The organism is Maribacter sp., assembly GCF_039968975.1.
Classification (GTDB): domain Bacteria; phylum Bacteroidota; class Bacteroidia; order Flavobacteriales; family Flavobacteriaceae; genus Maribacter.
Genome location: NZ_JBDVOT010000040.1, coordinates 1 through 20,380, shown reverse-complemented (window position 1 = coordinate 20,380; position 20,380 = coordinate 1). Strand labels below are relative to the sequence as shown.

Annotated in this window: 19 protein-coding genes and 1 pseudogene; 5 read left to right on the top strand and 15 right to left on the bottom strand. The window is 33.2% G+C overall.

The annotated features are described in order from the left end of the window. Positions 1–36 precede the first annotated feature (36 nt). The 4 genes and pseudogenes from ABJI11_RS02495 (at position 37) to ABJI11_RS02480 (ending at position 3,655) form a co-directional block, all read left to right on the top strand. Positions 37–768 carry a head GIN domain-containing protein gene (locus ABJI11_RS02495; RefSeq protein WP_348349114.1) on the top strand — a complete coding sequence of 244 codons (732 nt, stop codon included), beginning with the start codon at positions 37–39 and terminating at the stop codon, positions 766–768. A gap of 254 nt (positions 769–1,022) precedes the next feature. After that, a pseudogene (locus tag ABJI11_RS02490) lies at positions 1,023–2,036 on the top strand (dipeptide epimerase). Beyond that, on the top strand, positions 2,036–3,088 hold the full coding sequence (locus ABJI11_RS02485) for an aminotransferase class I/II-fold pyridoxal phosphate-dependent enzyme (RefSeq protein ID WP_348349112.1): 1,053 nt from the start codon (positions 2,036–2,038) through the stop codon (positions 3,086–3,088). The pseudogene ABJI11_RS02490 and the gene ABJI11_RS02485 overlap by 1 nt, the downstream one beginning before the upstream one ends. Positions 3,089–3,208: 120 nt before the next feature. Further along, positions 3,209–3,655: a hypothetical protein gene (locus ABJI11_RS02480; protein WP_348349110.1), complete on the top strand. Its 447-nt coding sequence runs from the start codon at positions 3,209–3,211 to the stop codon at positions 3,653–3,655. Positions 3,656–3,725: 70 nt separating this feature from the next. On the opposite strand, the gene trxB is transcribed toward ABJI11_RS02480, so the two are convergent. Continuing rightward, positions 3,726–4,703 (bottom strand): thioredoxin-disulfide reductase, encoded by a 978-nt coding sequence (gene trxB, locus ABJI11_RS02475; RefSeq protein ID WP_348349108.1) that lies wholly within the window; start codon positions 4,701–4,703, stop codon positions 3,726–3,728. 221 nt (positions 4,704–4,924) lie between these two features. On the opposite strand from trxB, the gene ABJI11_RS02470 reads away from it, so the two are divergent. Further along, on the top strand, positions 4,925–5,620 hold the full coding sequence (locus ABJI11_RS02470) for a LytTR family DNA-binding domain-containing protein (RefSeq protein ID WP_348349106.1): 696 nt from the start codon (positions 4,925–4,927) through the stop codon (positions 5,618–5,620). 6 nt (positions 5,621–5,626) lie between these two features. On the opposite strand, the gene ABJI11_RS02465 is transcribed toward ABJI11_RS02470, so the two are convergent. The 14 genes from ABJI11_RS02465 to ABJI11_RS02400 all read right to left on the bottom strand — a co-directional run. After that, a complete protein-coding gene (locus tag ABJI11_RS02465; protein WP_348349104.1) occupies positions 5,627–6,760 on the bottom strand; it encodes a formylglycine-generating enzyme family protein in 1,134 nt (377 codons plus the stop codon). A 76-nt stretch (positions 6,761–6,836) separates the two neighbouring features. Continuing rightward, positions 6,837–8,408: an arylsulfatase gene (locus ABJI11_RS02460; RefSeq protein ID WP_348349102.1), complete on the bottom strand. Its 1,572-nt coding sequence runs from the start codon at positions 8,406–8,408 to the stop codon at positions 6,837–6,839. A gap of 37 nt (positions 8,409–8,445) precedes the next feature. Beyond that, positions 8,446–9,579 carry an amidohydrolase gene (locus tag ABJI11_RS02455; RefSeq protein ID WP_348349100.1) on the bottom strand — a complete coding sequence of 378 codons (1,134 nt, stop codon included), beginning with the start codon at positions 9,577–9,579 and terminating at the stop codon, positions 8,446–8,448. 111 nt (positions 9,580–9,690) lie between these two features. Continuing rightward, positions 9,691–10,659, bottom strand: a complete 969-nt coding sequence (locus ABJI11_RS02450) for an MBL fold metallo-hydrolase (RefSeq protein WP_348349098.1) — start codon at positions 10,657–10,659, stop codon at positions 9,691–9,693. 86 nt (positions 10,660–10,745) lie between these two features. Then, a complete protein-coding gene (locus ABJI11_RS02445; RefSeq protein WP_348349096.1) occupies positions 10,746–12,206 on the bottom strand; it encodes an amidohydrolase family protein in 1,461 nt (486 codons plus the stop codon). A gap of 701 nt (positions 12,207–12,907) precedes the next feature. Further along, positions 12,908–14,686: an ABC transporter ATP-binding protein gene (locus ABJI11_RS02440; protein WP_348349148.1), complete on the bottom strand. Its 1,779-nt coding sequence runs from the start codon at positions 14,684–14,686 to the stop codon at positions 12,908–12,910. Positions 14,687–15,101: 415 nt separating this feature from the next. Beyond that, complete coding sequence (locus tag ABJI11_RS02435) at positions 15,102–15,683, bottom strand: SMI1/KNR4 family protein (protein ID WP_348349094.1); 582 nt, start codon at positions 15,681–15,683, stop codon at positions 15,102–15,104. A 183-nt stretch (positions 15,684–15,866) separates the two neighbouring features. Then, entirely contained in the window at positions 15,867–16,673 is an 807-nt protein-coding gene (locus tag ABJI11_RS02430) for an SMI1/KNR4 family protein (RefSeq protein ID WP_348349092.1), read from the bottom strand. A gap of 81 nt (positions 16,674–16,754) precedes the next feature. Next, positions 16,755–17,012, bottom strand: coding sequence for a hypothetical protein (locus ABJI11_RS02425; RefSeq protein ID WP_348349090.1), 258 nt, complete (start codon positions 17,010–17,012; stop codon positions 16,755–16,757). Positions 17,013–17,218: 206 nt separating this feature from the next. Next, complete coding sequence (locus ABJI11_RS02420) at positions 17,219–17,800, bottom strand: GrpB family protein (protein ID WP_348349088.1); 582 nt, start codon at positions 17,798–17,800, stop codon at positions 17,219–17,221. 224 nt (positions 17,801–18,024) lie between these two features. After that, positions 18,025–18,564, bottom strand: coding sequence for an HD domain-containing protein (locus tag ABJI11_RS02415; protein WP_348349086.1), 540 nt, complete (start codon positions 18,562–18,564; stop codon positions 18,025–18,027). Positions 18,565–18,570: 6 nt separating this feature from the next. Next, the gene (locus ABJI11_RS02410) at positions 18,571–18,903 is read right to left on the bottom strand and encodes a hypothetical protein (protein WP_348349085.1); all 333 of its coding nucleotides are present in this window, start codon (positions 18,901–18,903) and stop codon (positions 18,571–18,573) included. 153 nt (positions 18,904–19,056) lie between these two features. Beyond that, positions 19,057–19,470 (bottom strand): hypothetical protein, encoded by a 414-nt coding sequence (locus tag ABJI11_RS02405; RefSeq protein WP_348349083.1) that lies wholly within the window; start codon positions 19,468–19,470, stop codon positions 19,057–19,059. Between the two features lie 251 nt (positions 19,471–19,721). After that, on the bottom strand, positions 19,722–20,380 hold a 659-nt coding region (locus ABJI11_RS02400), incomplete at its 5' end, for a penicillin acylase family protein (RefSeq protein ID WP_348349081.1).

The following is a 20,380-nucleotide window of genomic DNA, read 5'->3' as shown; positions in this document are numbered from 1 at the left end:
ATCATAACATATTAATCAATCAAAAAACGAACAATCATGACAACATTAGTAAGAATAACAGTAGCACTTGTATTAGCCCTATTACTTTCATCTTGTGGCTTTGACATTAACTTTGGCGATTTTGGATCTGGCGAAAAAGGTAACGGCGTTGTCGTTGAAGAAACTAGAGAGATTACAGGTGAATTCACAGAAATCTCTAGCGCTGAAGGTTTAGAAGTATTTGTAACCCAAGGTCCTGATTTTGACATTGCCGTAGAAGCAGATGAAAATATCATTGACTTAATTGGAACGGATATTAAAAACGGAAAATTAAAAATTCACTGTATAGAAAACATTGGCCGCTCTACTAAAAAGATATATGTAACCATGCCTAATGTAACTAGTTTACGAGCATCTAGTGGAGCTCATTTGACTACCGAGAATAAAATTAAGTCAGATAAGTTAGAGGTCGATGCTAGTAGCGGCGCCATTATCAATGCCAATGTGCTTGTTACCAATATGGATATAGATGCCAGCAGCGGTGCAAATATCTCTTTAGAAGGTACAGCTAAAGAAGTTTATGTAGATGCCAGTAGCGGTGCTAATGTAAGAGCTAAAGATTTATCAACTTTAGTTGCTAACGCAGACGCAAGCAGCGGTGCAAATATTAGCATTGACGTTACTGATAATTTAACGGCAGAGGCTTCTAGTGGAGGTAATATCTCTTACGTTGGTGATCCTTCTGTTCAAAAAAACAAATCGGTTTCTGGTAGCGTACACAAATACTAAAATATTCCTCAATCAATTCAACATTGAAACCCACTGAAATATCAGTGGGTTTTCATTTTTTTGTTAATGAACTCATCTTGACTTTTTCTTTTACCTACAAATTATACATTTTGCACCCTAATTTTGTCATTTTTGAGTTCCGTAGCTATGGCTATGCAAATAAAAAATGACTTCATTAAAGCACAAAAGCCATAATTCTCGGTTCCAAAAATAAAATCAAGATTAGTTCAATACCTAATCTGTATATTAGTGGTATGCAAGTACACCTTAAGAAATATACATTACCGCTAAAACATACCTTCAGTATCTCTAGAGAATCTCATGATTTTCAAGATACTATGATTGCATCTTTATCTTTAGATGGAAAAACCGGGTATGGCGAAGCCACCTCCAATCCGTATTACAAAATCACTACACAGAGCATGATGGATGAAATCAATGCCATTGTATCTGAGATTGAATCATTTGAATTTACTACACCAGAAATTTTTCATGAATTTCTAGTACGTAAAGGCTTATCAAATTTTGCTATTTGTGCTTTAGACTTGGCTGCCCATGATCTGTATGGAAAATTACTGGGAAAACCACTGTATGAAATTTGGGGAACAAGTATAGAAAACTACCCAACAACCAACTACACAATTGGTATAGCATCTATTGATGTTATGTTGGCAAAAATGCAAGAAATGCCATGGCCCATTTATAAAATTAAATTAGGCACTAGCGATGATGTCGCTATTGTTCGTGAATTAAGAAAACATACCGAAGCTATTATTTGAATAGATGCCAACTGTGCATGGACGGCACAAGAGACCATACACAATGCACCATTATTAAAAGAATTGGGCGTAGAGTTTTTAGAACAACCTTTGAAAGCTGATGATTGGTCTGGTATGGAAGAGGTTATGCACCATAGCGTGTTACCCGTAATTGCTGATGAAAGTTGTATTATAGAAAGTGATGTAGAAAAATGCGCTTTACATTTTAGTGGGATAAATATTAAACTGACCAAGTGTGGCGGACTCACCCCTGCCCTACGCATGATTAAGAAAGCTAAAGAATTAGGGATAAGCGTAATGGTGGGCTGCATGACAGAATCTACCGTTGGTATATCGGCGATAGCACAGCTTATCCCACAATTAGATTATGTTGATATGGATGGTGCTTTATTATTGAAAAGTGATATTGCAAAGGGTGTTGATATTGAACCTGACGGAAAAGTGATTTTCCCTAAACTTGCCGGTAGCGGTGTACAATTGTTAGATTAATGTTTACTATTGATGAATTTCCTGACAGAACTATAAGCGTTGATGGTAAAGAATACCTATACTTTGGTGGCACGTCTTATTTAGGGTTACAGACCAATGCTGAATTTCAATCGTTATTCATCAATAATATTAAGAAATATGGTACCGCTTATAGTGCTTCACGTAAATCTAATATTAAAATTTCCATTTTTGATGAAGTCGATACCCATCTGGCAAAACTAGTAGGTAGCGAAAGTTGCATTACCATGTCATCTGGTTATTTAGCAGGGCAATTGGTATGTGATTATTTTAGTAATACAGATCATCAATTATTTTACGCTCCAAATACCCATTCTGCATTACATAGAAATCAACAAGAAGTATTTAAAAGTTGGACCGAACTTGAAAATGCTATTAAAAAGAAAACTAATAAAATAGCTGTCCTGTTTTTAGATAGTATTGATTTTCAGGGTGACAACTATCCGGATTATAGATTCCTTAATAACTTACCTCTTAAAGATATAATTCTTGTTGTAGATGATTCTCACGGTATAGCAATTACCGGTAAGAACGGTGGTGGCAGCTTTAGATTTCTACAATCACTGCAACCAAAAGAGTTACTGATTTCTTGCTCCTTAGGAAAAGGATTTGGTATACAGGCAGGCGCCGTATTTGGAAACTCAAAGAGAATTAATCAACTAAAGCAAACTCCTTTTTTTGGTGGTGCCAGCCCAGCTACACCTGCTTCATTGGCAACTTTGAAAGATGCCGAAGAACTTATCAATTTAAAAAGAGCTCAATTACGCAAGAATACCGAGCTCTTCTTATCAAAATTATCAACTCCTTCTACTTTTGTCTTTGCAGAAGGGCATCCTAGCTTTAATTTTCAAAATGAATTACTAGCTACCTTTTTGGAAGAAAACGGAATTATAGTTACAAATTTCAGGTATCCCACAGAAAAGGATTCTTTAATGAGTCGTATAGTTTTAAGCGCTTCACACACAAAACAAGACATTTTAAGTCTTTGCAATATTCTAAACTCCTTCCTTGCTACCAACCCTAAATTAGCATAATTAACTAATAATCATTGCGTTATTCTTAATAATTCGATGTTTACTTTATTAAATTGTAATAATTAATTCGTATCTTTTTAGTACACATTCATCTCTTTTATTAACTAACACCTTATCACTATGAAAAAAATTATAGGTTTGGTATTGTTGATGCTTCTTTTGGTTTCAGCAGCCTCTACAAATTCTATTAATGAAAACTACATGCATTCCATTCAAGGCACATGGGAGCTAGAGAGTTTTTATAATTATGACGGACAACAAGTTATTGACACCGTACCTACTGCAGATGGGTATAGACAGGTTAAAATGTACTATAACGGAAAAATTATGTGGAGCAGATATGTACCTGTTGATAAAGTAGGTAGGTTTGGTTACGGCACATATAACATTAAAGATGACCAACTCATGGAAACCTTAGAATACGGAGATAACGAAATGATACAGGCTATGGACACCATGCGTATTTTCACTTTTGAACTTCAACTAAGCGATGATAGGTTTAGTCAAATAAGCTTAGATGAGGAAGGTAACAGAACATTCTCTGAAAACTATGTTAGAATAGACTAGTTGATTTTATAAAACAAAAAAAGAGCCCATTCATTAGAATGGGCTCTTTTGTATTCTTATTCTTTGCTTTCTAGTACTTATCTGCCACAGCTTCTTCAACAGAACCTATAGATGCCAAATAACGCTCTGCATCCAAGGCTGCCATACAACCTGATCCTGCTGCCGTAACAGCTTGTCTATACTCTTTATCTTGCGCATCGCCACTAGCAAAAACACCTGGTAAATTAGTTTTGGTAGACTTACCTTCTGTAATAAGGTAGCCAGTTTCATCCATATCTAATTGACCTTTGAATATATCGGTATTTGGTTTATGACCAATTGCGATAAAGATACCCGTAATAGCAATTTCTTCTTTTTCACCCGTTTGGTTGTTTACCATACGTAAACCTTCAACAACCTGATCACCTAAAACTTCATCAACTTCAGTATTGTAACGAACATCTATATTCTTAATGCTATGTACCCTGTGCTGCATTGCTTTAGAAGCTCTCATCTCATCTCTACGCACCAACATGGTAACTTTGTTACAAATGTTAGCCAGGTAAGACGCTTCTTCCGCCGCAGTATCACCCGCACCAACGATTGCTACATCTTGACCTTTATAGAAAAAGCCATCACAAACCGCACAAGCAGATACCCCACCGCCACGTAAACGTTGCTCACTAGGTATATTTAGATACTTAGCAGATGCACCTGTAGAAATAATAACAGTTTCAGCTTCTATTTGCTTATCATTATCGGCAACCACCTTATGGATTCCCCCTTTTTCTTTTGAAAACTCCACTGAAGTAATCATACCAATTCTTACCTCGGTACCAAAACGCTCAGCTTGTTGTTGCAATTGTACCATCATCGTAGGCCCATCAATACCCTCTGGGTAACCTGGAAAGTTATCTACTTCTGTAGTGGTAGTCAATTGTCCGCCCGGCTCCATACCTGTATACATAACAGGTTTTAAATCTGCACGGGCAGCATATATTGCAGCTGTATACCCTGCAGGACCAGATCCTATAATCAATGTTTTTACACGTTCTATTTTATCAGACATAATATCAAGTGGTTCTATTAATTCTCTACAACAAAAGTAGGTTTTTGAGCTAAAAACTTACAATATAGTTATTAAAAGTTTTTATACGAATATTAGCTATGAAGATAACTATTTACTATTTTTCGCCTGTTTTTCTCAGTTTAAGATATTATTAACACCTTAAGAAAAAGAACTTTCCCCCATTCTTTACGTATGTATAATTGAATTTATATAATTATTGAATGAAAACCTTTAAATGCGCTATTATAGAGGATTCCAACACCCAAAGGAAACTTCTAGAACAGATTATATCGAAAAATAAGAATCTAAAACTTGTACATTCTTCAAGTGCTACAAATCAAAGTTTAGCTAAGGTAAATGAACTAAACATAGATTTTTTATTTCTTGATATAGAGATGCCAGTTATGAACGGTTTTGAGTTTTTAGCCGGTTTAAAAATAACTCCTCAAGTCATAATTACCAGTCATGATCAAAAATACGCTCTTGAAGCATTTGAATTCAATGTTACCGATTTTCTCTTAAAACCTTTTAGCACCTCTAGATTTGATGTCGCTATAACGAAAGCTATCGACAAGGTAAAAGCTATTAAAAAGAAACAACCAGAGAGTAAATTGGTGGTTAAGCACAATCTTAAGCAGGTTGAACTTAATGTACATGGTATTTTATATGTAGAAGCTTTAGGCGATTATGTTAAGGTAGTAACCGAAGAACGCAACTATGTTATTCTTTCTACTATGAGTGCTTTTAATAAAAGACTAGTAGCCGATAAATTCATTAGAATACATAAATCTTACATTGCTAACCTTAAAATGGTGGAACGCTACAACCACGAGTTCTTAGAGATCAAGAATAAGAAAATACCCATTAGCCGAGCCAAAATAGTAGAGTTAGACCAGCTTTTAAATTGCATTGATTAGCGAAAATTATTCCGTAATCATGTCAACCGTAGCAACAGTTCTAAACCCTGTATGCTCTAATGAAGAGTCCATACTTGAACCCATTCTTGCCGATACCCTATAGCTAGCACAGTATGATGCGCTACACAAAAAAGAACCTCCTTTAATTACGCGTTCTTTTGCAAGTGGGTTGTTTGGTGTAAACGGACTTTCCGCTCCTTTTGGGTTTATTAAAACCGTATTTTTTGCTCTGCTGCCTTTATAGTACTTGGTATTATACCAATCGCTAGTCCACTCCCAAACGTTACCTGCCATATCATACAATCCGTAAGCATTTGGCGGATATGATTTTACAGGCGCACGTAATTCAAACCCATCTGTCAATGTATTTTCTACAGGAAATTCGCCCTCCCAAGTATTTGCTTTTTCTTTCAAAACAGATACATCATCACCCCAATTATATATTGTACCATAAGAACCTGCCCTTGATGCCAGTTCCCACTCCGCTTCTGTAGGTAAACGTCTATTTGCCCATTTACAATATGCCAAAGCATCTTCAAAAGACACTTGCACTACAGGATAATTATCTTTGCCCTTAATACTACTTTTTGGTCCGTTAGGGTGTTTCCAATCCGCACCAATGGTCCAGTTCCACCATTGCGAAAAATCATATAAATTAGGTACAGAAGATTTTGTTTTTTTAAACGTAAGCGATCCCGGTTTTAGAATGGAATCATGAGGTTTTTCCGTACCTGTAGGTATTTGTTTTTTTAATTCTTCCCAATCAATACCTTTTTCAGCTACTGTTACATAACCCGTTGCTTTTACAAATGCTGCAAATTGGGCATTGGTTACTTCTGTAGCATCCATAAAAAAACCATCTACCGTAACCTCTATAGCTGGTTTTTCATGATCCATTGCCATTTTATCAGAATTAACGGCTCCTTGTTTAAAAGTTGCACCAGAAACCCAAACCATACCATCGGGAGCTGATACTTCTTCTGGTTTTTCACTTAATAAAGTATGTTCGACTACCTGTGCGGTTTCTTCAACCTTAGCTGCAACTTTTTCTTGGGTTTTGTTTTCTTTTGGTTCTGATTTACAATTTACCATTCCAAATATTAGTAAACCCAAACCTAAAAACTGTACACTTTTATTCATGTGCTAAATATACTTTCTCCTCTTTAATAATTTTATCAATACTGAGATTTTAACGAATAGGAGGCATATTACATTATCATTTGATAATGTAATCACTTAACAACCCTTTCTCTAGCAGTGGAATTTGAAAACGTTCAGTTTCTGGTTTGGTATGTTCGCTTTTAAATATCTCAGCAGCTTGTTCTAAAATTTTAGGATGTTCGTTGGCCATATTATTTTTTTCGGTAGGATCATCTTTCAAATTGTAGAGTTCTAATGTGGGCTGCTCATCATCTTTTAAATGTTGGCGAACTACTTTCCAATCACCCATTCTAATAGCAATTTGCCCGCCATATTCAGGGAATTCCCAATACATAAATTCGTGCGCTGTCTGATTCTCTTCTCCTAGTAATGTAGGCAACAAACTAATTCCGTCTGTTTTTGGTTTTTCAAATTCTAACATATCTGCAAAAGTTGCCAACATATCATAGTGTGCAGAGGCATGATTGCTTGTGGTCCCTGGTTCAATCTTACCCGGCCACATAAAGAACGTAGGTACACGAATACCACCTTCATACACAAATCCTTTTCCTTTTCCATACTCAGCTTCAAAAGGTTTTGCACTTTCAAAAAATATTGGATCTGCTCCGCCCGCATAACTTGGTCCGTTATCTGAAGTAAATACAATCAATGTATTATCATAAATACCTTCATCTTTTAACTGTTGTACCAACTTACCAACATTCTCATCAAAATAGGAAACCATAGCAGCATAGGCTGCATGAGGAGTCTGGTGTGAAAAATAACCATGTCCTTTTCCTGACAAATACGGTTCTTCTGGTCCAAATTTCTTTTTATAATAATCTACCCAACGCTGTGGTGCTTGCAATGCTACATGCGGTATGGGAGTTGCCCAATATAAGAAAAACGGATTATCCTTATTTGCTGCAACGAAACCTGTCAGTTCCTTGAACATAAAATCTGGAGCGTAATCCGTTAGCGTATAATCTTTATAACTTTCTGGATTCTTTGGGTCTAAGCCTTTGGGGAAGGGTGAACTTGGCGCTACGGTGTCATTCGCCAAATGCACACGGTTTCTATTCTTGTACAAATGCAATGGGTAGTAGGTATGCGCCTGTCGTTGACAATTAAAACCATAGAAAAAATCGAATCCCATTTCATTGGGTATGGAATGTGTATGCGGTGCACCTAACCCCCATTTACCAACTAAACCAGTTTTATACCCTTCATCTTTTAAGTAATTAGCAATTGTCTTTGTTCCTTCCGGAACAGGTCGCTGCCCTTCTAGCGTAGAATCTTTTGCCATGGCTTCATAGTTCCAAACATCACCACGATCATTCCATTCATCATTGCCACGAATAAAAGAATTACCAGCATGCCTACCAGTTAAAAACATGTACCTGGCGGGTGCGCATACAGGTGCGCTTGAATAATGTTGTGTAAAAATCATACCTTCTTTTGACAAGGCATCTATATTGGGCGTTTCTATATTTTCTTGACCAAAGGCACCAATTTCGGCATAGCCTAAATCATCTGCCAAAATGTAAATAATATTCGGTTTTTGAGCTGTTGACTGTTCAACTTTCTTTTCACTTTTACATGATAAAAATGCAGTAAAAACAAGAATTAATACAAATGGATTTTTCATTATTTTGATAGGAATAGGTTGGTTGTCTTAAAGATACCTATTTTCCTAAAATACCCGAAATGAGACTCTTGAACATTAAAAGCCCTGTAGATATTAACTCATCTGGAAAATCATAATCAGAATGATGTAATGCAGGTTGATGCTCCCCTGCCCCTAAACCGAAAATAGCACTTTTATATTTTGATGAAAACCACCCAAAATCTTCGCCGAATTTTAATGACTTTGGATGCTCTACTAATTCAATATTATTTTCATTTGCTACCTTTTCAATGAATGAAACACAATCGGAATTATTATCGGAAGCTGGAAAAAACTCGAACCAATCTATTTCTGCTTTTAATTTATGCGTGTTTGACACTTTACTAACTGCTTGTTTAATTTTACTTTCTAGAGCCGACATTACCTCACCGCTCCAAGTTCGTATGGTATAATGTAGCTCTGCATTATCGGGAGAAATACCATAATTCTTTTCTCCTAAATGGATATGAACAGGTGTCAGAAGTGCAAAATCTGCACAGTTAGCATTTGCATTCGTGAACGATTGTATTTCTTGAATTAACTCTGCTACCGCAATAGCAGGATTTACTCCGTTTTCTGGCTCAGAAGCATGCGATTTCTTTCCGGTCAATTGAATTCTGAAGCTTTGTACCGTTGCTGAAAAAAAACCTGATTTTACAATGACAGCATTCATCTTTTCCCCGGGTAAATTATGAAGCGCAAAAACATAATCTGGATCAAGGCTTAAAAACCGTTCATCTTCTAAAACCTTGGCAGCACCTTTTCCTGTTTCTTCGGCGGGTTGAAAAAGCAAAACTACTTTACCTTTTTTAAATTCAGCCATTGACAACCACTCCGCTAAACCAGCCACTATAGTCATATGACCGTCATGACCGCATTTATGTGACACTCCGTAATTATCAGATTTATGCGCAAATATATTTTCTTCAACAATAGGTAAAGCATCTAACTCGCACCTAATTACCACCGTTGGTCCGCTTTCGTCAAAATCATAAACCACCGCTACTCCTGCCCCACCAATAGCTTCTATGATTTGGGTAGGGTTAAATTGTTTTATAAACTTGATAATACGTTTTGCAGTTTCATATTCCTGACCTGAAAGTTCTGGGTTTTGGTGTAGTTGTTTTCTAAGCTGAAGCAAGGTTTTATTCATAGATTTAAATATACTTATTAAATCTAAAATTTGTAGTAAAGAGCTTACTCTAAAATGTGCAATAGCTTTTGAATACCATTTCTTATTAATAAGAACAAATTAGTTTAATTACTAAAGCTTAAAGACATCATTTATTCTTCCAACTTTAAAACCTTGCGAAAGCACGAACTGGCTTTCTTCGCTGTTTGGATTTAACAATGGGTTGGTATGGTTAAAGTGAATGAAAACAATCTTGCTTTTTTCAGTTTTGCTCAACCCTTTGAACTTCTCTAAACTTTCTACAACAAAAGGATGTGGAATTTCGGAAATATCCCTGTTGTTGATTTCTTTTCCACTATAAAATGTAGCATCTAAAAATGCATAATCTACTTTTTGTATTTCATCAATAATATTCTTCTTCCACTTATCCCATTTATCGATATCAGGAATAAACAGCGCACTTTTATTTGGACCCTTAATATGATAACCCACCGTCTCTGAATACTCATCTCTATGTGGTACCAATATTGGGGTTACACTAATTTTATCAGATAGATTAATGGCAACTTGCTCAACCATTTTATGTAGTCGAATATTTTTTCTAATCACAAGCTGATCCCACGGTCCATTGTTTAAAAGAAAATCTTCCATTTTAGGCATGACATAGACCGGAGCTTCACGAGCATCCATAGCCTCTTTACCCAAATACATTAAGCCTGTATAATGACCAATATGAGCATGAGTTAAAAAAAATCCATTCACTAGCTCATTAGTGCTATTTGCAGTATACCGAGTTAGCATTTTCATTTGTTGTGCAATGTCTGGGGTAGCATCAAACATATATGACTTTTGATTCTCCGTATCTACCAAACCTAACGACACCACTCTTCTCTGAGAATCTGCATGTTCAAATAAATCTGCACAACATTCTTTTTTACAAGCAATTTGTGGTGATCCGGCATCTTGAACATTACCCAAAACAACAATAGAAGTTTCTTCTAATACACTAGCTTTCACCTGTTGTATAGTTTGCTTTGGTTCTACTGTATCTGCACAAGAAATAATTACAAATGCGGCTAATATTAAAATATATATTTTCATTTTACTAGCTTTTCATAAAAGTAAGTCTATCAAAAGAATTAGGTTATGAGCTATAATTGATATATAGTTCAACTCATTTTTGTTGATTAATATCTCTGATTGTCCAAATTCACTTTTTTCTGTTTGGCTTTACTTAATATTGAATCTAATTTTTTTCTATTCAAATATTGTCCATCATTAACAACAGCATAAATATCCTGTGTTGCTTCTACATTAAGTAATGGGTTACTATTTAAGATTACCATGTCCGCCTCTTTATTAGCTTCTATTGTACCCTTTGTTTTTAATTCCCCCATTAATTCTGCTCCATTAATTGTTGCGCTTTGTAAAATTTGCAAAGGTTCCAGACCAGCTTCTTGAAACAAACCTAACTCTTGATGAAGTGATAGAGCAGGATAAACATACGTATTCAAAGCTGCAGCGTCACTACCTGCTAGTATTTTTATACCTGCTTCTTGTATAAAAGGAAGTTGTTTTGCAATCAACTCATAACGACTTTTACGACTTTGCTTTTGATCTGGTGTATCATTTGCCATTCTATCAATTCTCCATTGATAATTTGCCGTAAATCGGTTTGTTAAATAGTTTAAAAACTCATCTTGACTATGATTGTCTTCATCCAAATAAGCAAGTTGTTTTCCTCCAATCAACGTTGGCGTTATAGCAATATTAGATTTACTTAAGTTTTGATATGCTAAAATAGCTGTGTCTTGATCAAAATTAGCACTATAGTATTCATTTGCCTCGCTCTTTGTAATATCACCAGATTTAAGCTTCTCAACAATTCTTTTTTCATCGCTCCCTAAACGTAATAGATAGCTTGCGTGCTCTATACTTGTAAAGCCTGCTTTCACAACTTCTTCAATAGTTAAATCTATTGGTATATGCCCAGAGACCTTAAATCCTCTTTTTTTTGCTTCTTGTACACTTTTCAGAAATAAAGGACCTGATAAAGTATTTTCAGTAATTTTCACCAAATCAACATTATAAGCTTCAAGTTTATCAAGCATTTGACTTAATTCCTTTTCATTGGCTATTTCTAAATCGCCTTTCCATATTGAATTTATTCCTTCAAGTTTTCTTCCGGCAGTAAATATTTGTGGTCCCAATATTTTATCATTCGCGATATCTTCTCTCCAAGTTAAAACCTGTTCACCAAGGTCACTCGCCATATCACGTACAGTGGTAATGCCATATGCAACAAAAACTGGAAGCAATGCTAAGTTATCTTCTACCAAATCTTGACCCTCTAGATGAATATGCATATCCCATAGTCCAGGGATAATAAACTTTTCATCAACATCAATTTCATTTTGAGGATGTATCATCGATTTTAAAGAAGCGTATTCACCTATGACTTTTATCATTCCGCTATCAATGAGAATAGCCTTATTTTTCATAATACTACCATCATTGACATTTATAATATTTCCATTATGAATCAAAAAAGCTTCGCTAGATATACTATTGTCAGTCTTATTGGAATCGTTGCAGGATGTAATGATAAATACTATAGTCAATAGTCCTAATAAAGTTATTCTTTGCATATGGAGGTTTAGATTAATAACTGGTAACTGTTTAATTAAGCGTACTGCTGAGACACGGAAACCGTTCGTTTCCGTCAGCCGACGTTCTTAAAGCTTATTATTTTATTTTAAACTGATCAATATTAATTTTAATTTGGAAATTTAGCGACATTATAAAGAAACCCAAGCCTTTAAATTTAGAACAAACCACCCTGTATTTTATCCATACTGTTTTAGTGGTTTTTTTATTTCATTTACTTAGATTAAAATAATGTCTAGTTCAATTACATTTCTATTTTTAAAATAAAACATTACCGCAATATAGTTAACTGTGTAATTTTTTCAATAATTTACTGACATTTCGCCAATTTAATATCTTCTCTAGAATAGTCTAAATGCTCACTATTATAACCACCAGGACATTCTTCTTTTTATATAAATGGAACCGTTACCGCTCCTTTAATTTAGTTAGACCCCAGCCTTTATAGTATTCCATAAAACTAAACCTATAAAAAAGACACAAACAATAAAAGGACTTAGGTTTTACGTTTGTTGGCACAAAAAAGCCCCTTTTTCTGACTTAATATGTTTTTAAGACTTTAACTATATTTCCTATTGTCAAAGGTTTTATTTTAATTAACTCTGGCTGTGGGCTTTTCATTTAGCCAAATTCATTTTTGAATGAATTTATTTTAAAATACGCAGTTTAGTAGTAAATTAAATTACTCGTTAATTGTATCGCTAATTTTATCTAGATTCAAGCTATTTGCCATAGCATTAAAAATTTTGTGATAAGTACTTTCATTATCATATAGAGCTTCGTGAGAGCCTTCTTCTATAATTTTTCCTTTTTCCATAACAATCACATTTTCTGCATCTATAATTTGTGATATACTATGCGATATTATAATTACCGTTCGTCCTTCTTTTATTAAATCTAAACTCTTTTTTATTTGCTCTGTTGCTATTGCATCTAAGCTTGCTGTAGGTTCATCAAGAAAAATAATTGGTGGATTTTTTAAAAATAATCTGGCAATGGCAACACGTTGCATTTGCCCTCCAGATAATAATGTCGCTTTTGAATTATAGCCGTCAGGTAGATTAACAACTTGCTCGTGAATATTTGCTTTGATTGCGGCATTTACTACCTCCTCATGAGAGGCATCTTCTTTTCCGTAAAGTATATTTTCTTTAATGGTTCCATTGAAAATATGATTTTTCTGTAAGACCAATCCAATATTGTCTCTCAGCCAATGCGTATCATATTTTTGTAAGTCAACTCCATCTAAATAGATAACTCCAGAAGATGGTTCATAAAACTTATCTAATAAATTAACTACAGTACTTTTTCCTGCACCACTCAACCCAACTAAGGCATTTATAGTATTAGGTTTAATGGTCATAGAAGCATCGAATAAGGCTTTGGTACCGTTTGGATAGGCAAAGTCTACATTTTTTAACTCAAATACACCTGTTACTTTTTCGGGTATATATGTGCCACTAAACTCTGTTTCATCAGCATCCATAATGTCAAAAAATGCTTCAGAATAAATCAAGGCATCATTTACTTCATCATATATTTTATGTAATTGACGAATTGGCGCAGAAACATTATTGAATAATAAAATATGAAACATTATTGCTCCAATAGTCATTGTTCCATTCAATACAAAATAGGCGGTTAAAACGATAATGATAACGACTCCAAATTGCTCTATAAAGGTTTTAACACCGTTAAACAAGAAACTCAACTGACGTGTTTTCATTTGATTTTCTGTCATCTCCAATTGAATAGCTTCATGTTTTTCACTTTCGAGGTCTTCTCTAGTAAATGATTTTATAACTGTAATAGAATTAATCAAGTCAATTATTCCGTTATTTCTTGATTCTCGGAAATTTCTCATTTGCCGCCTAAAGTCTTTTAATTTTTTGGCTTGTAAACTACTTATATAGAAAAATACAGGGATAATTCCGATGCTTACAATGCCAACATAAATATTGGCTTGAAACATAAAAACCAATGCAATAATAGCAGTTGTGAATAAAGGAAGAATATCAATAAAGAAATTTTTGACCAACAAGGTTAGGCTTGATACGCCTAAATCAATTCTTGTTTGTAATTTTCCACTTTCATTATCCGCAGAGCTATAAAAAGCCATTTTATACGTTAAAATTTTATCTACTAGCTGTTGCGCAAAATCTCGGGAAATATAAATTTTCATTTTCTCTCCGTAAAAATTTTGTCCAAATTGCACGATAGCATATAATAATTCCTTGGATAATAGAATTACGCTAATTGTAATTAAAAGCGAGAAACCATCTTGCAACGTTTTATTCTCATTTTTCAATAAAGTAAGTTCATCTACAGCATAACGCAATATCAATGCATTCACTTGAGCTAAAAATGCACCAATGAGTGTTAAAACTAAAGTTGCTATAACTAAATGCTTATATGGTTTTATGTAGTTGGTTAACTTTTTAAAAAGTTGGAAGAGACTTATGTTAGATGATTTTTTATGTTTTTTTGCCATAGAATTTATAGAACCTTTTTATTTTACTCTTGATTTACTGCTCAAGTTAGTAAGTAGTAGTATCGGATTACAGATACTCAATTAAAAACAAAATATTTCTTGAAAATAAAACTTGAAAATAGAACTTGAACCCCTATTACCATAATAACTTGTTTTGTATGGTTTATTTAGGACAATATTTTTAATAAAAGGTTTAGGTATTGAAATATCAAATATTACTGACAAGTATAAGAGCAATGAGGGAGAAAACTAACGTTTGCTTTCCGCCACGCACATATCAATATCTGTTTATTTTCTTTGTACTGCTAAAAAGAAAAAATCTAAAAGTTTTTGGGACTTCTTAAAATGCACAAACCTTTGCCTTAAACCTTACGTCCACTAACTCCTATGGGTTTTGCTTTTTAATTGACTTATCTACAATAAACTCTTTTTTCCATTCAGAAATTCTTTCACCAATATCAAAGTATTCATCAAATTCTTCCATTGGTGTCTCTTCATAATATTGATTCAATTTTTCTATGAAACTTAAAAGATCTGGGGCAATTACCGGTCTATCATCATATTCGTTCCAATACTCAATTAATTGTCCACTCTGTTCTGTAAAAATCCCTTCAATATCATAACAAATGTAACTTCCACCTCCATTTCCAAATATGGGCAACCAAGCTTTATTCCACCAATTTTCAATTTCGAAATCGTACCCTATCATTTGGGTAAATTCTTTGTTTCCAGATAAAACTTGTTCTAAAGGTTCAAATAATGAATTATTGACAAACGGTTGATAGCAGTTACTCATTTGTCCATTTTTCCATAAGTAGAGTTCTTTTAAATCATGCGGTAGCTTAATTTCATATGTAGTTTCTAAATCTAAAATTTGCGCTTCAGACAATGGTTTTTGAAGTTTGCTATAATATTCTGGTCGCTTTTCTTTTAGGTGGTTTTCTAATTTTTTTAATTCGGTTTTCATTTCTTTCTGTTCACTACAGTTTATAACTAAACTTAAAATTATCAATAGAATAATATATCTCATATGATTACTACTAAAAATCTTGCATATGAGTAATGGTGAATTTATACTGCCTTTAAAAAAACGTTTATACCCTACTTTATCGCTACAAGCACTATTAATTATACTTCGCCTTAAGTATAGTTATTTTTCAAACCCGTTATTCAGAATATCTTTTCCATCTATAATTTGCTGTAAAAAATCAATCATATCCTCAGCTATAAACCTAATTTTAATTTCATCAGCCCCAAAAGCAATGATTTGTCCAGCGTTACCTTTACTTCCTGGAGCGTAATCTATAGCAATGAAGTTTCCTCCACCCGTACTGTAAAAAGGAACCCAGTAAGGGTTAGTGTAAATACCTATCGTCTTTCTCCCATCTGGGTGATTATTCCCTGTTAAATCTACAAGCATCCAATTAACATCATCATAAATCTCTTTCCAGTTCTTCCACTCCGTTAGTATTTGTTCTGCGGTTAAAAAACCTGTGTTTTCAAATCCATTGTGAGTATTAAATAATGTTCTTAATTCTTTAGGGAACTTATAGTTTGCTAAAGATTCAAATTCATTATAAATGTTCTCGTTATTTACTGGTTCGTTTGGTTGTAGATTTTTATTACCAATGAACTCGATAAACAACTTCTGTAAATGAACTTCATCAAAATGCGCGTTATTAGTTTTGATATATTTCTTAAGATAGTTTTGCTTTTCTTTAGCAATTTTTACTTCATTGAATTGCTTAGGTGCTTTTTTATGTAAAAAAGCGCCTGTGTTTTCATACGGTCTTTCATCAATCAACATACCTGAATTTACCCAGTTTTGAGAAAATTGACCTTTTCCTAAAGTAAGCATAAACTGTGGATTTGGATTTAGTTCTGGCTGTCTTTCAAATTGACCATTATTTTTATAATCTTCAAGCTTTTGATATTGCTTTTCAAATATTACATCCATCCATAATTTAATATTTCCTACATTTTCAAAATGTATTGCAACTATTTCCTTATTAGACAAATAGGCAAAAGCATCATAAGGTTATCCTTCACTTTTCGGTGTAATAATCAATAATTTTAGAACATTAGTTTTTAAGTTACTTGATAACTGTTCTAATAAAATATCCCTAAACCCCATTGTATCATAAGACTTGTGGTTTCTTGCTGTTGCACTTTTATGATGAGAATAATCCTTAAAATAGGGTTCTGGAATTTCTTCAAATGATACTATATTGAATTCAATATCTTGAAAATCAACTTTTTTCAATTGATGATTATAAGGGATAGATTTTATGTTCATTTTATTTGCGCAATTTGTACTTAAGAGAATTATAACTAAGAAGGTTAAATATTTCATTTTATGAGTCGCTCTAATTATGCTTAACGGTCTTGTTTTTGGTTAATTGCGTAGTTAAGTAATTTAAGATAGCAAACAATTGGCAAATAGGATATTCTGTAGAAACACTCGTAAGTCGGCAAAGGTCTAGTATTTAATTATACACGACATTACTTGTTGGTTTTTTTGATGATGTCTAAAGTTTCGTTTACAAAATCTGTTTTTCCAAGTACATAAGAACCTCTGTCGTTTTTGAATTTTGTTGCTAATTCAAGTTTTAGTTTTTCATACTGTTTCGCTCTTTCAAGATTTGAATTTAGATAGTCTCGAAAGTCTATTTGTTTCCACATTACGTTGTCTTTTGGACACATATGAATATGAAAAATCTGTTCTTCTTTTCCGTCAACATTATATCCTTTTCCAAAAGATGAATAAGCCTCAATATTTTCTCTAGCTGGTACCACAAAATGAGAATAACCCAATTCCGTAAAATTTGCAATTAGGTTTTCGTCAAACAACTTTTCTTTTGGAATTTCAATCATTAAATCGATATATGGTTTTGATTTTATACTCGGAATTGATGAACTACCAAAGTGTTCAATTCGTAAGATTGTTTCTTTTCCTAGTTTATCAATAATGCGTTTTTTTTCGTTTTCGTAAATAATTTTCCATTCAGGATTATGATTCACCAATTTAATTGGAAAGAGTGTATTCCAATCCTCTTTGGTTAAATCATTTAGTGTCTTTTTCATTATGTCTTAATTTTTTTCAGCTTACGCAAAACATTTCGGCTATGATTAGTAAGGAGTCAAGGAAGTATTTTTCATTTCTGGTTTGCGAGCTAGAGCTTTTTGTTTTGTAATTATTTTTATTTTTTTAATTGCCAATTTAAAAGATTTGGCAACTTCATAAAAACACATTAAATTTTGGGTTAAACACGAAAACTCTTATCAACTATAGCCATCGTTGTAGCCAGTTATAATTCAGTATAATTCTTATATTCAACTATTTTCATTTCTAATCTCCTATTCAGGTATTCATTCTTATTTTTTAACCTCTTACTGATCAATATTGCTTCGTTCAAGTAATTCTCTATTTTGTCTTTCCCCCAATGTTTTGGTGGGTTTTGGAGATTCGTAATTCTGTCTGCTAATTTTACTATTCCAACTTCTTTCTCCAATTTATTAATTCTAAATAAACTGTCATTCATTTTTTCTCTCTTAGAAGTCAAATTATCGTTTTTTGTCAATGCTTTAACTCCTAAAGCTACTTTCTTTCCAAAGCTTACTTCTAGTTCAGATAATTCTGTATCAGTATCTTCTAATGTATCGTGAAGTAAAGCTAGTTGAACAGCATAATTTAAATCGAAATCTTCATGTACCCTGTGCGCTAGTAAAATTTCCATTGCCACATTAGAAATATGAAGTAAATAATTAGATTCAGTTCCAGGTACTTTTTGATTTTTATGTTTTTCTCCTGCAAATTTTATTGCCTTTTGATAAATTTCTTGTGTCATTGTTTTTCATCTCCAAGTGAATGATTCAAATTTTATATTGTTTTCATTCATAAACTCTCCAAACTTTGAATATGCATCATTATCGTTAAAATGGTTTTTAATCTCTTTTAGAAAAACTATTTTTTCATTAAGATTAATGTCAAAAATCTTTGCTATTTTTTTTACTTCTTTTAACTCAACAGAATATTTATATTCATAATCTGAATCTCCCATTAATTTATTTACTGTTTTCCCAATATCATAGCCATCAAATATCAATTTGTTTTCTTCATCAAAATAAACCTTCATTGAAATTTTAATGTCAAGACTTTCAAATTCGTAAATCGTGATTTTCTCCATCTATCTTTTTTTAATTGGCTACAACGGTTACGTATATGGAAAATTTCGTGTTTTTGTCCGATAATTTTTCTGTAGTACAATCAGAAGCTATCAAACAAAGAAACCAACATTGGTTAAGCAAAAAATAACCATTTTTTATATACTAAGCTGTGCCTAGTTTTTTTGATTTATTAATTCGATTTCCAGTTTCTTGTTCAAGTCAGTTTTTAGATCAACACGAATGGGTTTAAATTCGATTCTTTCCTCAAATTTTTTATTCAAATTATTTATATAATCTTCAGATTGTTCTGCGAGAAATTCCGAAAAGTAATTAATTCCGACAGAAAATTCCAAGTCAATTATTGAGTCTGTATTTTCTTTAGTTTGAAAATAAGTGAATTGTCTAGGACTACTTAAACCTCTATAATATCCAAGAGTGTCTTTTTCTTTATTAAAAATATGACAGTAAAGTTCGTAAGGTCTTTTTTGTAAATAATTCCCATCAGAGTTAAATTCAGAGCATAAAGTGTCATTCCAAGAAATGACATATCCACCAGGTTCAAACTCCAAATAGATTTCTAAGTCCATTTTCATTCGATCAATTTGTAGTTTTTTGGGTTTCACAGAACAACCAAATAAAACTCCAAAAATCAGTATGTAAATTATTTTTTTCAGGATTTTCATCAAATTAGGTACAACGGTCTAATGTATGTGTAGTAGTGGATTTCTACTCAAAAACCTTTTAATTTTTACACAGACCTTTATTTTATTATTTATCTTTTGTTTAAGCACTTAAACCGCTATTAAATATACATAATGTTGTATACTGTCTTTTCTTATTATTCCAATATTAATTGATGTTTTGAATGCTCTAGTATTTTTTCCTTGGACAACCAATAAGGAATCCATTCTTCATTTTTCCAAGTATCTAATTGAGACTTGTAGTACGGATGAAAAATTCTAGCAGAACTTCCGCCAGAAAGAACGCCTCTAATTTTTTCGGCATCGTCTAAATCAGCGACCATACGAAAAGTACTGAACCAACCAGTCTCAAAGTTGCTATCTTGTTGCTTTTCATAACCGCCTCTATTTATTGTTTGATTGGAACCCTTTTTAGGCATTTCTTCAGCACCTAATAGTGAACTTCCAAATCCCTCTTGACGTATAGGACTAGCAAATTTTACAGTATGGATTTTACCCCAGGTCCATTCTTTTGGGTTTGGTCCTATTTTTTCTGATAAGAATCTTTTGGTATGTAAACCAGCTTCTACTACTAAATCGTTTAGAGATTCTTTTTTCTCGGTATCTATTTTGTCTATAAATTTATGGTTAGATAAGATTAAACTGTCTACTCTTTGAGTCCAGTAATATCCGCTTTTCCAAAAAGTACTTTCTAACTCGTCCGGCAATTCATCATTTAAAATTAAACCAACGAGTTTATCATACATAACATTATAAATAGTAGCTCCAACTTCATTGATATCATCATTATTGTTCC